Source organism: Streptomyces sp. NPDC026394, from assembly GCF_055567735.1.
Genome location: NZ_JBVHPX010000007.1, coordinates 78,940 through 93,270, shown reverse-complemented (window position 1 = coordinate 93,270; position 14,331 = coordinate 78,940). Strand labels below are relative to the sequence as shown.

Annotated in this window: 13 protein-coding genes; 5 read left to right on the top strand and 8 right to left on the bottom strand. The window is 72.8% G+C overall.

Translation table 11 applies throughout. The annotated features are described in order from the left end of the window. Window positions 1-81: 81 nt before the first annotated feature. Window positions 82-870: a carbon-nitrogen family hydrolase gene (locus ACZ4QV_RS18540; protein WP_361614092.1), complete on the top strand. Its 789-nt coding sequence runs from the start codon at window positions 82-84 to the stop codon at window positions 868-870. Window positions 871-892: 22 nt separating this feature from the next. Here the strand turns inward: ACZ4QV_RS18540 and ACZ4QV_RS18535 are convergent, their stop codons facing one another. Continuing rightward, window positions 893-1,387 (bottom strand): LURP-one-related/scramblase family protein, encoded by a 495-nt coding sequence (locus ACZ4QV_RS18535; RefSeq protein WP_361153320.1) that lies wholly within the window; start codon window positions 1,385-1,387, stop codon window positions 893-895. A 150-nt stretch (window positions 1,388-1,537) separates the two neighbouring features. Here ACZ4QV_RS18535 and ACZ4QV_RS18530 point away from each other — a divergent pair, with 150 nt between their 5' ends. Next, window positions 1,538-1,726 carry a hypothetical protein gene (locus ACZ4QV_RS18530; RefSeq protein ID WP_361614090.1) on the top strand — a complete coding sequence of 63 codons (189 nt, stop codon included), beginning with the start codon at window positions 1,538-1,540 and terminating at the stop codon, window positions 1,724-1,726. 80 nt (window positions 1,727-1,806) lie between these two features. Beyond that, on the top strand, window positions 1,807-3,654 hold the full coding sequence (locus tag ACZ4QV_RS18525) for an NHL domain-containing thioredoxin family protein (RefSeq protein ID WP_361614087.1): 1,848 nt from the start codon (window positions 1,807-1,809) through the stop codon (window positions 3,652-3,654). A gap of 39 nt (window positions 3,655-3,693) precedes the next feature. Here ACZ4QV_RS18525 and ACZ4QV_RS18520 read toward each other — a convergent pair whose 3' ends face one another. Together ACZ4QV_RS18520 and ACZ4QV_RS18515 are read right to left on the bottom strand one after the other, a co-directional pair. Then, window positions 3,694-4,356: a DUF4232 domain-containing protein gene (locus ACZ4QV_RS18520; protein ID WP_361580963.1), complete on the bottom strand. Its 663-nt coding sequence runs from the start codon at window positions 4,354-4,356 to the stop codon at window positions 3,694-3,696. Window positions 4,357-4,640: 284 nt separating this feature from the next. Continuing rightward, a complete protein-coding gene (locus ACZ4QV_RS18515) occupies window positions 4,641-7,064 on the bottom strand; it encodes an ATP-binding protein (protein WP_361614084.1) in 2,424 nt (807 codons plus the stop codon). 237 nt (window positions 7,065-7,301) lie between these two features. On the opposite strand from ACZ4QV_RS18515, the gene ACZ4QV_RS18510 reads away from it, so the two are divergent. Together ACZ4QV_RS18510 and ACZ4QV_RS18505 are read left to right on the top strand one after the other, a co-directional pair. Beyond that, window positions 7,302-8,270: a ribosome-inactivating family protein gene (locus tag ACZ4QV_RS18510; protein WP_361580969.1), complete on the top strand. Its 969-nt coding sequence runs from the start codon at window positions 7,302-7,304 to the stop codon at window positions 8,268-8,270. Between the two features lie 133 nt (window positions 8,271-8,403). Beyond that, window positions 8,404-8,904 carry an RICIN domain-containing protein gene (locus ACZ4QV_RS18505; protein ID WP_361153337.1) on the top strand — a complete coding sequence of 167 codons (501 nt, stop codon included), beginning with the start codon at window positions 8,404-8,406 and terminating at the stop codon, window positions 8,902-8,904. A gap of 79 nt (window positions 8,905-8,983) precedes the next feature. Here ACZ4QV_RS18505 and ACZ4QV_RS18500 read toward each other — a convergent pair whose 3' ends face one another. From ACZ4QV_RS18500 to ACZ4QV_RS18480, 5 genes are all read right to left on the bottom strand, one after another. Next, on the bottom strand, window positions 8,984-9,733 hold the full coding sequence (locus ACZ4QV_RS18500; protein ID WP_361153340.1) for a class I SAM-dependent methyltransferase: 750 nt from the start codon (window positions 9,731-9,733) through the stop codon (window positions 8,984-8,986). 114 nt (window positions 9,734-9,847) lie between these two features. After that, window positions 9,848-10,078 (bottom strand): DUF6458 family protein, encoded by a 231-nt coding sequence (locus ACZ4QV_RS18495; RefSeq protein ID WP_361153343.1) that lies wholly within the window; start codon window positions 10,076-10,078, stop codon window positions 9,848-9,850. A 146-nt stretch (window positions 10,079-10,224) separates the two neighbouring features. After that, window positions 10,225-10,914, bottom strand: coding sequence for a DUF4232 domain-containing protein (locus ACZ4QV_RS18490; RefSeq protein WP_361153345.1), 690 nt, complete (start codon window positions 10,912-10,914; stop codon window positions 10,225-10,227). A 161-nt stretch (window positions 10,915-11,075) separates the two neighbouring features. Beyond that, window positions 11,076-12,041, bottom strand: a complete 966-nt coding sequence (locus ACZ4QV_RS18485) for a hypothetical protein (RefSeq protein ID WP_361620014.1) — start codon at window positions 12,039-12,041, stop codon at window positions 11,076-11,078. Between the two features lie 298 nt (window positions 12,042-12,339). Further along, window positions 12,340-14,331, bottom strand: a complete 1,992-nt coding sequence (locus ACZ4QV_RS18480) for an AfsR/SARP family transcriptional regulator (protein WP_361153350.1) — start codon at window positions 14,329-14,331, stop codon at window positions 12,340-12,342.

Below are 14,331 nucleotides of genomic sequence, written 5' to 3'. Positions count from 1 at the left end.
GTACCCCGGCAGCGCTTTCGGGTGACCATCGTAGGCTGAATTTTGACGGCGGACCGGCTCGAATGCTTAGGCGGTGGTACTGTGCGCGCTTCACTGATCCAGATGCACGTGGACCCGGCGGAACCAGTCAATTCACGCCGTGAACGGGCCGGTTCACTGATCCGCGAACGGGCGACCAGCGACCTCGTCGTCCTCCCCGAACTGTGGCCGGTCGGGGCCTTCGCGTTCGAGACGTTCGCCGACGCGGCGGAACCCTTCGAAGGCCCCACCCACCAGGCGATGTCGCAGGCCGCGCGCGACACCGGCGTCTGGCTGCACGCGGGCTCCTTCGTCGAACGGGCCCCCGACGGCACCCTTTACAACACGTCCCTCGTCTTCTCCCCGGACGGGCAGCTCGCCGCCTCCTACCGCAAGATCCACCGCTTCGGCTTCGACAAGGGCGAGGCGGTCCTGATGGGCGCCGGCGACACGCCGGTCACGGTAGCGCTGCCCGACACCACCCTGGGCCTCGCCACCTGCTACGACCTGCGCTTCCCCGAACTCTTCCGGCAGTTGGTGGACGCCGGCGCGCAGACCCTCGTCGTCCCCGCGGGCTGGCCCGCCCGCCGCCGTGCGCACTGGTCGCTGCTGGCCCGCGCCCGCGCGGTCGAGAACCAGAGCTACGTACTGGCCTGCGGCACCGCGGGCACCAACGGCGGCGTCGAACAGGCGGGCCACAGCGTCGTCGTCGACCCGTGGGGCGAGGTCCTCGCGGAGGCCGGACCGTACGAGGAAGTGCTGACCGTCGACCTGGACCCGGCCAAGGTGGCCAAGACCCGCGCCGACTTCCCGGCCCTGCGCGACCGGGTGCTGGGCCTGGAGGCCCCGTAACCGCAGGCGAGGCGCCCGGCCGTCAGTCCTCCCCCCGCTCCCGCTCCGCCAGCCGGATGACACACACCGCCACGGCGATCAGCAGCGCCGCGTCGGCGTCCTCCCGCACGACGTGCACCGCATACGTGTCCCGCACGGACAGCCAGCGACGCGAGATGTCCGCCAGCAGTTCGCCGTCGTACTCGACGGCGAACTCGCGGTCCAGGATCTTGCCGCTGACGTCCAGCTCGGTGCCGTCCACCAGCTCCACCCGGTAGTGGTTGCGCAGCAGCGACAGCCGCTTGCGCCGGACGGTGGCCAGCGGCCGGTCGTCCCGTTCGAGGGTCATGGTGTCCCGCAGGGCGAGCCACTTCTTGCGGATGGTCACCAGCACCCGCCGCTCGGTGTCCTTCAGCTCGAAGGTCTCCCGCAGCCGCAGCGCCTTGCCGTCGACGAGATAGGCATGCCGGCCGTGCTCGTCGTCGATCCAGTAATCGTCACCGATGCCGAAGATCCGGTCGTGCACGAGAAACTTCATGCCGCCCATGTTCCCGGCCGCTCCGCCCCCACGCGCCCGTACGCCCCGGGACACGCCGCCGCCCGCCCCGCCCGCGCACCCAGGTGACCTTGTACGGAGCTTGCGCGGGTCCTTCGCCTCCGCAGGCCACCGCACCCGGACCATGACCCCATGGCAGACGCGGCGACGACACGGCGCTTCACCCCGGACCCGGGCTGCACCCGCTGCGCCCACCTGAACACAGCCCGCCGCCGCGCGGCGGCCGCCCACGACCGCAGCGCCGAGACGGACGCCCGGGTCCTGATCAAACAGCACATGCGCACGGTCCACGGGACGGAGCTGGAGGCGGGGTGGACGTGAGGGCGAAGCGGTCCTCCCCGCCGCCCCGCGCGTCGTACTCCCGTGACCGCGTGTTCATGCCCAAGTGGCACCCTTGAACCATGAACGACGCCGCCCCCGCCCCGAACACCCCGCGCCGCGCCCGAGTCCGTGCTCCCGAGCTGATCGGCAAGGGCGGCTGGCTGAACACCGGCGGTAAGGACTACACCCTTACTGACCTGCGGGGACGCATCGTCATCCTGGATTTTTGGACCTTCTGCTGCGTGAACTGCCTGCACGTCCTGGACGAGCTGCGGGAGCTGGAGGAGCGGCACCGGGACACCGTGGTGATCATCGGGGTGCACTCGCCGAAGTTCGTGCACGAGGCCGAGCACCAGGCCGTCGTCGACGCCGTCGAGCGGTACGAGGTCGAGCACCCGGTGCTGGACGACCCGGAGCTGGCCACCTGGAAGCAGTACGCGGTACGGGCCTGGCCGACGCTCGTCGTCATCGACCCCGAGGGGTACGTCGTCGCCCAGCACGCCGGTGAGGGACACGCGCACGCCATCGAGACGCTGGTCGCGGAGCTGGAGGCGGAGCACGAGGCGAAGGGGACGCTGCGGCGCGGCGACGGGCCGTACGTACCGCCGGAGCCGGTCGCCACCGACCTGCGCTTCCCCGGCAAGGCACTGCGCCTGCCCGGTGGCACGTTCCTGGTCTCCGACACCACCCGGCACCAGCTCGTGGAGCTGGCCGCGGACGGCGAGACCGTACTGCGCCGGATCGGCAGCGGGGAGCGCGGCCTCGGCCCGGACTCCTTCAGCGAGCCGCAGGGCCTGGCGCTGCTGCCGGACGGCAAGGTCGCCGTCGCGGACACCGTCAACCACGCGATCCGCACCTTCGACCCGGAGACCGGCGAGGTCGCGACCGTGGCCGGCACCGGCAAGCAGTGGTGGCAGGGCTCGGCGACCTCCGGGCCCGCCCGCGAGGTGGACCTGTCCTCGCCGTGGGACGTGGCCTGGTGGCAGGACCGGCTGTGGATCGCGATGGCCGGCGTGCACCAGTTGTGGACGTACGACCCGGCCACGGAGACCGTCGAGGCGGTCGCCGGTACGACGAACGAGGGGCTGGTGGACGGCCCGGCGGCCGAGGCGTGGTTCGCGCAGCCGTCCGGGCTGGCGGCGGGCGGCGACCGGCTGTGGGTCGCCGACTCCGAGACCAGCGCGGTCCGCTGGCTCGACACCGACCTCGTCGTGCACACGGCGGTCGGCACCGGCCTCTTCGACTTCGGACACCGCGACGGCGACGCGGCCCGGGCACTGCTCCAGCACCCGCTGGGTGTCACCGCGCTGCCCGACGGCTCGGTCGCCGTCTCCGACACGTACAACCACGCGCTGCGCCGCTACGATCCGGCGACCGGGCAGGTCACCACCCTCGCCACCGACCTGCGCGAGCCCTCGGACGCGGTGCTCGTCGGCGGCGACGGTTCCGGCGATCCGGACATCATCGTGGTCGAGTCGGCGCGGCACCGCCTGACCCGGCTGCGGCTGCCCGAGGAGGCCGTACGGGTCGAGTCCGTCGCGCACCGCACGCAGCGCGCGGCGACCGAGGTCGGCCCCGGCAAGCTCCGCCTCGATGTCATCTTCCAGGCTCCGGCGGGCCAGAAGCTGGACCTCCGCTACGGCCCGTCCACCCGCCTCCTCGTCAGCTCGACCCCGCCCGAACTGCTGGCCTCCGGCGACGGCGCGGACACCGACCTCAGTCGCGAGCTGGTCCTGGCGGACGGTGTGACGGAGGGCGTGCTGCACGTCTCCGCGATGGCGGCGTCCTGCGACGACGACCCGGCCGTCGAGTACCCGGCCTGCCACGTGCACCAGCAGGACTGGGGCGTCCCGGTACGCGTCGTCGAGGGCGGCACGGGGCGGCTGGCGCTGGTGCTGGCGGGGATGGACGAGGCGAGCGCGGAGTGACGCGGTGCGGTCCGGGCCGCCGGTCCGGACCGCTGCCCCTCACCCCTTCGGCTTCGTGTAGCTCTCCGCCCGGTTCAGCGTGCTCTGCCAGTACGTGACCTGGGAGGCGCCGACCGCGACCGGCGCGTTACGGAAGTCGACGCGCTGCGGCGGCCCCTTCGGGGCACCGTTCAGGTCGCTGCCGCTGAACTCGATCGTCGCGTACGTCTTCTTGCCACTGCCCTTCTGGGCGGCGGTGGCGGTGGGAACGCTCGCCCATATCGCCCCCTTGGGCCGTACGGTCTCCACGTCCCCGCCCATGACATTGCTGCCCTTGAGCAGCGGCAGCGGGTCCTTGGCGCCGCCGAAGCGGATCAGCGGGTGGTGGTGGACCAGGCAGGAACGGGTGCTGCTGGTGTTCACGGCCTTGATCACGACATGATCGTTCGGCGCGTGCGCATACACCTCGAAACGAAACATGCCCGGACCGCACGCCCGCGCACTCCGCGACCCGGCCGCCGCCCCGGCACCCGCCGCCGCGCCCCCGCCGACGATCTTTTTCTTCTTGCTCTTCGACGAGGACTTCGAGGACTTCGAAGACGACTTTTTCGCGCTTTTCTTGCTCTTCGCATTCCCGGAACAGCCGGTCAGAGCGAGCGATCCGGCCATCGCGACGGCGATCGCCGCACAGGCGGCTGAGCGGCGGGAGCGGCGTGCGGTCATGTGGTCCCCCAGCGGTTTCACTGCGATCGGCGGTACGGATTGGGCGGGGCGTGCGTCGGTGTCATGGCAAAGCCACCATAACGAGTGGGGCCCGGGACGCCAGTGCCGTCACTTTTGGCGCCGGAACACTGCAATCAGCCGAATCGACGTCATTCTGTGCGGGCAGAATGCGTGGTGCTGGATGGACGGGACGTACGGGGCCGGGCCCACGCTCGTCGGCCACTGGAATTCGGCACAGGACCTTCACTCGGCGCAGTCACGCGCCGAACCTTCACACGGCGCAGTCACTCTCCGCCGGTGCCTCGTTCCGACCGGGTTCCTGTCAGCGAACCGCCTGCTTCGTCGAGCAGGCGCAGCAGGTCGGCGGCTTCGAGCTGGCGGGGGTGGTTCAGCCGGACGAGGCCCTCGTAGGCGGCGGTCAGGGTGGCGCGGGCCTCTTCGGCCCGGTGGCAGCGGCGCAGGACGATGCCGAGGTCGAGGCGGGCCGGTTCGCTCCAGGCCGGCATACGGGCTGCCTCGAAGCGGGCGACCGCGTGCCGTAGCGGTGCTTCGGCCTCGTCCCAGCGGTGCAGGGCGGCGAGGTCGTTGCCGATGTGCTGCTGGGCCGATGCCCGGTACAGGTCGATCAGTTCGTGGGGCTTTCCCGGGATGCCGGCGCGGCACAGGGCCTCGCTGCGCCGGTGGACGGTCAGTGCCTCGTCCGCGCGGCCGGCCTGGCGCAGGAGCCGGCCGAGGGCGTTGAGGATGGAGAGTTCGGCGAGCCGGCTCTGCGCGCCGGTCTGCCGGCCGAGGCAGTCGGCGCCTTGGTGGAGGTGGGCGATGCCTTCGTCGGGCCGTCCGAGCCTGTCGAGAGCCAGGGCCGCGTAGTTGTGGGCCCAGCCGACCTGGAGCTGGTCGCCGGTCTCACGTGCCAGGGCCAGGGCCGCCTGCGCGGTGCTCAGCGCGGTGGCGTGGTCGTGGAGGCAGGTGTTGTGGGCCCAGGCGAGGTAGTTGAGATGGACGGTTTCGTCGCGGCTGCTGTTCAGGGCGCGGGCGGAGCCGACGGCCCGCTCGAAGACCTCCGTCCACAGCTCCCAGTGCGAGGTGCGGTCGGAGAACCAGTGCATCGCCTCGGCGGTGTCGACGACCTCCCGGTGGCGGCCGGCCGCCTGGGTCCGGCGCAGGGCGGCGAGCCACTGGGGCCGTTCGGCCTCCAGCCAGGCGTGGGCCTGGTCGCGGTCGGCCGGCGCGGTGGCCGGGTCGGGGTCGCCGCTCTCGTCGTCGCGGCAGCCGTCGGGGCGGTGGTCGATGGTGAACAGCCGGGCGGCGGCGGTGGCCCGGCGCAGCATCCAGGCGTCGGTCCGGGCGTGGGCGAGGGAGATGTCGGCGGGCGTGTCCTCCTCGTCCAGCTGTTCGGTGGCGAACAGGCGGAGGAGGTCGTGGAAGCGGTAACGGTCGGCGCTGGGGTGGGGCTGGAGAAGGCCGGCGTCGGTGAGGTCCTGTGCGTACCCGGCCGCGTGGCGCAGGGGCAGACCCGCCAGGAGGGCGGCGGTCCGGGGGCTGAAGTCGGGGCCGTCGGCGAGAGCGGCGCGGCGGAAGACGGTGCGGGCGGTCGGGTCCAGTTGCTGATAGGACAGCGCGAAGGCGGCGCGGACCTGGAGGGAGCCGGCCCGCAGCGCGTCGAGGCGGCTCTCGTGGGCGGCGAACCGGTCGACGAGCTTGGCGAGGCGTTCGCCGGGGCAGGAGGCCAGGCGCTGCCCGGCGATGCGTACGGCCAGCGGCAGGTGTCCGCACAGTTCCGCGAGGTCGCGGGCGGCCTGGCTCTCCTGACGGACGCGTTCGGGGCCGATGATGCGGGTGAGCAGTTCGACGGCTTCCTCACGGCGCAACAGGGCGAGTTCGGTGCGGTGCACGGCTTCGAGGCCCGCCAGGGTGTGCCGGCTGGTGACCAGGGTGAGGGTGGGGCTGTGGCCGGGCAGCAGAGGGCGGACCTGGTCCTCGGTGGCGGCGTTGTCGAGCAGGAGCAGTGCGCGCCGCTCGCGCAGGACGGAACGGAGCAGCCCGGCGCGGTCCTCGGTGCCGGCGGGCACGGCACCCTCCGCCACGCCCAGGGCGCGCAGCAACCGGGCGAGTGCGTCGCGGGGGGCGACGGGGCAGGGATCCATGCCGCGCAGATCCAGGGTGAACTGCCCGTCGGGGAAGTGCGGGGCGAGGGTATGGGCGGCGTGCACGGCGAAGCTGGTCTTGCCCAGGCCCGGCTGTCCGCAGACCACGGCCACCGGCGGCCGGGCCGGATCGAGGTCTTCCACCAGGGCCCGGAGCCGGTCGAGGGCCGGGCCGCGGGCGGTGAAGTCGTTCAGGTCACGGGGCAGGGCCAGCGTGTGGTGCGCGGCCTCCCGGGGGGCCGGCGGCTGTGCGGTGGCGGCGTCGCGGGCGGCGGGGGATGCGGCGGCCGGACGGGGGGCTTCGGCGCGAGCCGGGCGGGGGCGGCCCAGGCTTGCGAGGCGCTCCAGTTCTCGGGCGGTCGCGGGGTCCAGGCGCAGGGCGGCGGACAGGGCCTGCACGGTCCGGCGCTGCGGGCCGCGGGAAGTGCCGCGCTCCATGTCCGACAGCCCGCGCACACTGAGCCCCGCGCTCTGCGCCAGCTCCGCCTGGCTCAGCCCCACGCCCGTGCGCAGCGCGCGCAAGCGCGCGCCGAAGGCGCCGTCAGCCGGTGTCCCGGTGCCCATCCGTGTGCATCCCCTGATCGACGTGGTCCCGGCAGGAACGGTGAACCGTCCGGCAGAAGTATGCCCGACGCTACTTCTGCCGGTGGAAATGCCTGGGCCGCCTGCCTTTCATCGGGTTGGCTCTGAGGCGCGGACAAGGAACCGGAACCACCGGCGTCCCGAAGCCGCCACCTTCCTCTCCGCGGAGCCCGCACCTGTGTGCGTGGGCCCGCGCCGACCACCTCAGGGAAGCCACCGATGAATCCGATCCCCGCACTACGCCGCGCGGGCAGACGCCTGGGCACCATGCTCCTGGCCCTCCTGGCCACCTGCACCCTGATGACCGTCGGCAGCACGCCGGCCCAGGCGGAAACCTCCCGGCGGTACACCGTCATCGACTGGCACATGGAGGGCTTCGACGACACCAGTTCCGGGGGCAACGCGGGCGCGGACCGTGCGAACCGGTACCGGCAGATGGTCGCGCAACTCCGCGCCGCCTCGGGCCACGAGATGACCGGCGCCGACAGCCCGGCCCTGCTCGACACGCCGACACGGACGAACACGAACCGGGTCATCGAAGTCCGCGTCTGGACCAACGAGTACGGCGGCCCCAGCGAGTGCCATGTGAAGCTCTACTTCAGCGTGGACAACCTGTATCTCCTCGGCTTCACCGCCCGCGGCCACCACTATCAGTTCCGTGACACCACGCTTCCGCTGGCGCATGAGATCCAGAACTTCGAAAGGTCGGCCGTTCCGCCGCTCTTCACCGATCTCGGTTACCGGGGCAACTACGACTCCCTGGACCCTGACGCCAACCGTCGGCACCTCGCGTACCGGGCGATCGACATGCAGCACAGAATGACGGACCTGAGCTACATCACCGACGCGACGCGCAGCACCTACCGAGGCACCCTGGCCTACCTCATCGGTGCCACCGCCGAAGCCGCGCGCTTCGGCTGGATCGAGAACCGTATCGCCGCCGCCATCGACCTGGGTTTCGACCCGAGCGATCCGAACCATCCGGCCCACCTCGGCAACTTCGGTGTCGGACTGCAGACCCAGTGGTCGGCCCTGTCCCGCGTCGCTCACCAGACCGTGCACGGTGGGAACGCTGCTCCCGTGACGATCGACGGACGCACGTACCGCAACATCACGCAGATACGTCTGGGAACCGAGGGCGTCCCGCGGCTCGCCCCCTTCCTCGGGCTCTACGGCAGCGGACGCTGACCATGCCCTCTTGCCGGGCAGAACCGAGTCGGCCCTGCCCACACCCCACGGTCCGCACACAGCCCGCGGGACCGTACCGGCGAAGCCCAGGACCTGCCCCGGCGGGCCGAAGCATTCTCAATGGAGGTAACCAATGAAGATCTCGGTGAAGAAGAAGACCGGTGTGGTCGGCGCCCTGTTCGCCGCCGCCTGCATGACTGTCGTGGCCACGCAGACCCCCGCGGCCGCCCAGGGCGCGTCCAGCGGGCTCACCAACTGGCAGACGTCGTACTGCCTCGACAGCGACGCCGACGGAGCCGTCTACACCAAGGACAACAGCAACGGCTGCGGCGTGAACAACCCCTACCAGCGCTGGTACTTCCACACCTCCGGTAAGGGAGTGATGCTGCAGAACAGCAAGACCGGCCTCTGCCTCACGGGCGGGGGGACAGGAAGCGACCGCGTGATGGCCAGAGCCTGCGACTCCGAGAACCCCCGGCAGTTGTGGGAGCAGCACTACCTGACGACCGGTGCATCCACGCTGGTCAACCACCAGAACAAGCGCGCCCTGGACTCCAACATGAAGGGTCAGGCGTACACCAGCAACTTCTCGGAATCCAATCCCTACATGAAGTGGTGGATACCGTTCGACTAGCACCGGTGCCCACCCCGGGCTCCACCCCGCGACGCGATCGCGGGGCGGAGCCCGTTGGCCGTCCCGCCGGCGAGGACCGCTATGCGCCATCCGGCAGCCGGTAGACCGACACATGAGAGCCCGACTCCGCCGTGAACGCACCGCCCTTCCAGTCCGCATGCCGGCACTCCAACTCAAACCCCGCCAGTTGGGCCATGAGGTCGAGTTCGGCCGGCCAGATGTAACGGTGGGGACTGCGGGCCAGGTGGGCCTTGCCGTCCTCGGTGTAGCGGAAGTGGTGGGAGGTGAGGTGTTGGTGGAGGGGATCGTAGGTGTCCACGCCGAGGTAGCCGGGGTCCGAGGTGAAGACCACGGCGTGCTGGCCGGGCGGGAGTTTTCGCAGGGCGGGTACTTCCAGTTCGATGACGAAACGGCCGCCCGGGGTGAGGTGGCGGGCGGCGTTGCGGAAGCACTCGACCTGTTCGGGCTGGGTGAGGAGGTTGGAGATGGTGTTGAAGACGAGGTAGACGAGGTGGAACGGGCCGGGGGCGGTGGCGGTTGCCATGTCGCCGACGACGACCGGGATGGTTGCCTCGTCGGCTTTTGTGCGTAGTTGGTCGAGCATCGGACGGGACAGTTCGATGCCGGTGACCGGGACGCCGCGCCGCGCGAGCGGTACGGCTACGCGGCCGGTGCCGATGGCGAACTCCAGCGCCCTGCCGCCGTCCGCGAGTTGGGCGAGGCGGTCGACGGTCGGGTCCAGCACCTCCGGTGCGAACATGCCGGTGCCGGGGGTGTCGTAGCGGCGAGCGGTCTCCGCGTCCCAGAGGCCGTCCTGTCGTGAAGGCATGGCGTACAGGGTCCTCGCGGCGCACCGCGGGGGCAAAGGGTTTTGCGGCGCTCGCGGGCCGGGTGGGATGCCCGGGCCGCGCTGACGGCGGCGGTGCCAGGCGTGTCAGCCGTGTCAGTCGTCGTAGTGCATGCGGTGGGTCTCCTCGACCACCGGGGCCGCCGGGCGCGGCGGCTGCATGCGGCGGCGCTTGAAGATGCTGACGTACGCCGCGATGCCGATGATGCCGACCGCCATCAGGATCAGGCCGACGAGGTGGAGGTTGACTCCGGCCATGTGCCAGTCCACCGCGAAGGTCAGGATGCCTCCCAGCGCGAGCAGACCGATGCACCATCCGATGCCCATGGTTGTGCCTCCGTACGCAATTGGATGTTCCGGGCCGGTCGTCGACCGGGTACCCGGGGCCGGTGGGGCCAATCGCGTGTCTCGTCCGGTGGGGGCGCGGCGGGTGGAGCTTTTCGGCCGGATCGTGCCGTTTCGGGGGCGGATCGTTACGGCCGGACCGCGCGGTTCACGTCGTACTGCCAGTAGGTGACCTGCGCGCCGCTGTCGAAGCGGACTCCGCCGGGCAGCCGGACGTGCGTGCGGGCCCCGGGTATGACGTGGCCGCGGTGGTCCGTGAAGCCGACCGACAGGGTGCGCGTCTCGGGAGCGGAATCGGTGGCGGACGGCGTGAGGGCGGCGTACGCGGTGCCGCCGGGGGCGAGGGTGAGGGGTGAGCGGGGCGCGTTGCGGGTGTTCGGGGCGGTGGGGGACACGTCACCGTCCCGCAGGCGCGGGAAGCCGTACAGGTCGCAGGCGGCGGCGGAGGTGTTGGTGGCCTGGAGGAGGAGACGGCCGGGCGGCTGGGGAAGCGGCTTGGCCGCGACCACCACCTTCGAGGAGTCGCAGGCCGGGCGCCCGCTGTTGCCGACGGCCTGGCCGGTACGGGAGCTGCTGGGCATGCCGGGGCCCATCGGCTCGTCCGAGCCGCCGGAGTCCTTCCCGAAGGGGTGGAACGGCTTGGCGTCACTGGTCTTGAGCGCCTCCTGCCCGCCGCAGGCGGTGAGCAGGCCGAGGGCGGCCACGGCCGTGAGTCCGGCGGCGGCGGTCCGTAGCGTACGGGTACGCGCGCGCCCGCCGTCGGCACGGCGGCGGGCGCTGTGGGGGGTGGCGGCCTCCGTAACGGTGTGGCGCGGCATGGGGACTCCCGGGGTCGCTACGTTCGCTGCATGCTGTACTGCCACCCTGACGTGCTCCCCTGGCGCCTGGCTAACGCTTGCCTAACGGAACCGGCGCGGATCGGCCGCTCGGCACCGGCGCGGACCGGCCGCGCGCCGGCGCGGTGCTCCCGGGTGCCGCTTCAGCACGGGCCGCCGACGACGGTGCGGAGCGCGCCGCCCGCGTTCTCGTCGTCGGTTCCGAACACGCCGTGGCGGGAGTGCGGCAGGCAGGCCAGCGCCTCTATCTTGTGGCCGGCGTAACGGCCGAGGGGCTCCGGGGCGTTCCGTACGGACAGCCGTACCGTGCCCCGGCCGTCGACGGACACCGTACCCGCGTCGTAGAGGGCGGAGTCGAACGGGCCGTCGTCGCCGTTGTCCGAGGCCGCGGAGACCTTGAGCGCGCCGCCCGCGCCGATCTTCAGGTCGCTGACGTGCCGTACGTGCTCGGCGGGGTACGGCGCGCGGAACGCGGCCGTGACCGGGGCGGAGAAGGCGCGCCGGGTGAGGTCGAGGCGGGCGGCGTGCAGGGTGCCGGGGCGGCTGTCCTCGCCGCGGTCGGCCCATACGGCGACGAGCCGGTGGCCCTGGGCGGAGAGCGCGAAGCCCTCGTAGTTGTCGTCCTCCGCGGCGCCGGGGACGGTGAAGGTGCCGAGGACGCGCGCCACGCCCGCACCGGCGTCCAGGCGCAGGTGGTAGCCGGTGCCGTCGCTGGCCAGGGCGACGTACTCGCCGGGCCGGCCGGGGACCGCGTCGAGCGCTTCGAGGTCGGCGGGGGTGCGGCTGCCCCGCCAGGCCAGCGGTCGGACCTGGGGGCGGTCGCCGGGGCGCAGGCGTACGAGGGCCAGCCGGTTCTCGCCGGGCTCCTTGTTGTCGCGGGCGACGAGGAGGTCGGTCCGGGCCGCCCGGGAACCCGGTACGACGGCGAGGCCGCTTATCCCCGACGTGATGCCGTCACCCACCTGCTGCCAGACCGGGGTGGCGTGGTGGCCGGCGGACCGGGCACTCGGGTCGGCCGGCCGCGCGGTGGCGGACTGGGCGGCGAAGAGGGACGCCGTGCAGGCGAGAGCGGCGGCAGCGGCCGTGTACCGGCGTTTGATCATGCGCATCCGCAGACGGTAGGGGGTACCGGCCGGGAAGGGAACAGTTCGAACGGGGGGCAGGGGCAGACGTGTTGCGGATACGTGGGGGTTCGGAGGGGGCTGTCCGTTCCGTCCCTCGGGGCCGGGGTGGAGCGTACGCCGGGACAGCCCCTGGCACGTGCCGCGATGGACCGCCCCGGGCGCCGACTGCTACGACCCGCTCCCGCCCCTGATGCCCACCCCTGATGCCCGCCCTCCGGACCGTCCCCCGTTGCCCGGCGTCTGCGCCGGCGGTCCGTCGGTCGTGCGTCCGGCCTCGCGCCGGTTACTGCTGTGAGCTGCCGCCGGTTCCGCCGCCCGGTGCTCCCTCCGGCCCCCCGGCCGGCCCTTCGTCGCGCGCGAACAACTGGGTCAGCGTGCTGATCGTGTAGACGTCGGTGGCCTCCTCGTCGACCAGGTGCATCTCGGTGAGCCGGTCCAGGCCCTCCTGGATGAGCTCCGGGTCGGAACCGGCCAGCGCCGCCGCGACGGACGCGTTCAGATGGCCGTCGGCGTTCGCGGCGAGCGCGCTGAGCAGGCGCGCGTCGTCCGCCGAGAGGCGGGCCACGGACATCCGCAGGGCCGCCGCGACCCCGGTGTCCTCGGCGGACAGCAGGGCCAGCCGCCGCCGTTCGTCGCGCAGGGCGGCGGCCAGGCGGGCCAGACGCCAGCGCGGCCTGGCCGTCAGTTGGGCGGCCGCCGCGCGCAGGGCCAGCGGAAGCCCGTCGCACAGGGCGACCAGTTCCTGCGCGGCGTCCGGGTCGTCGGCGACGCGTTCCGCGCCGAGCATCGCCCCGAGCAGGGCGGTGCCCTCCGCCGCGCCGAGCGCCTGGACGGGCACCGGCCGGGCGACGTCGGTGGCGACCAGGCCGTCCAGGCGGCTGCGGCTGGTGACGACCGTCGCGCAGTGCGCGCCGCCGGGCAGCAGCGGGCGCACCTGTGCGGAGCTCTGCGCGTTGTCGAGGACGACCAGCAGCCGGCGCTCGGCCACCAGCGACCTGAACAGCGCGGAGGCCGACTGCGCTGACGTCGGTACGCGGTCCGGGGGCGTACCGAGCGCGAGCAGGAAGTCGCGCAGGATCTCGACGGGTTCGGCCGCCGCGCCCTCGTTGAAGCCGCGCAGGTCAGCGAAGAGCTGGCCGTCGGGGAAGGCCCCGGCGTACGCGTGGGACCACTGGACCGCGCAGGCGGTCTTGCCGACGCCGGCCGGTCCGGTGACGACGGCGAGCGGGCTCTCACCGGGTACGGCGGACTGCACCACGGTGGTGAGCGCGGCGAGTTGCTGCTCCCGCCCGAGGAAGCGGGCGGGTGGCCGGGGCAGCAGGCGGGGTACGGCGGGCGGGCCGGCGGTACGGCCGGGTGCGCCGCCCGTGGGGCCGCGGCCGCCCTGGGCGGGCACGCGGGGGTCCGCGGCGGTGGTGGGGCGCGCGTCGGAGGCGCCCGCCTCCTGCGGCGCGCCCTGCGCCGTCCGTCCCGCGCCGCCTCTTCGGCCGGTACCGGGATCCGCGCCGCCCCGCGCACGCCCCCCGGCCCCGGCTTCCTCCGCGCGGAGGATTTCCTCGTAGGCGCCCTTGAGCCGCGCCCCGGGGCCGACACCCAGTTCCTCGTCGAGCAGGCGCCGGGTCCGGTGGAACCACTCCATCGCGTCCGACTGCCGTCCCGTACGGAACAGCGCCCGCATCAGCTCGGCGACCATCCCCTCGCGCAGCGGGTTGTTGACCGCGGCCGTGTAGAGGATCGCCGCGGCCTGTTCGTGCTCGCCGAGCGCGCCGTGCGCCCGGGCCAGCGCCTCGGTCGCGGCGAGCCGCTGTTCCTCCAGCGCGTGCGCGGCGGCCGCGAACGGCGGGCTGGTGACCGTGCCGGTGAGGGCCGGGCCGCGCCACAGTCCGAGCGCCTCGCGCAGCAGCGGCACCGCGTCCGCGGGAGCCGCCTCGGGGCGGGCCAGGGCGACCAGTTCGGCGAAGCGGTGGGCGTCGATCAGTTCCTCGGGCAGGCGCAGCAGGTACGCCGAGCCGTGGGTGGCCAGTTCGATGCCGTACGCCTCGGCGCCGCCGCTGGCCAGCGTGGCGCGCAGCCGCGAGACATGGCCCTGGACGACGGTACGGGCGTGTTCGGGTGGTTCCTCCTCCCACAGGGAGTCGATCAACTGCTCCAGGGGAACAGTCGTGTTGGGCTGCAACAGCAGCAGCGCGAGCACGCTGCTCCGTTTGGCGGGCCCGAGCGCCAGCTCACCGGAACCGGTGGTGACGGATATCGGGCCCAGCAGGGAGAAGTCCAA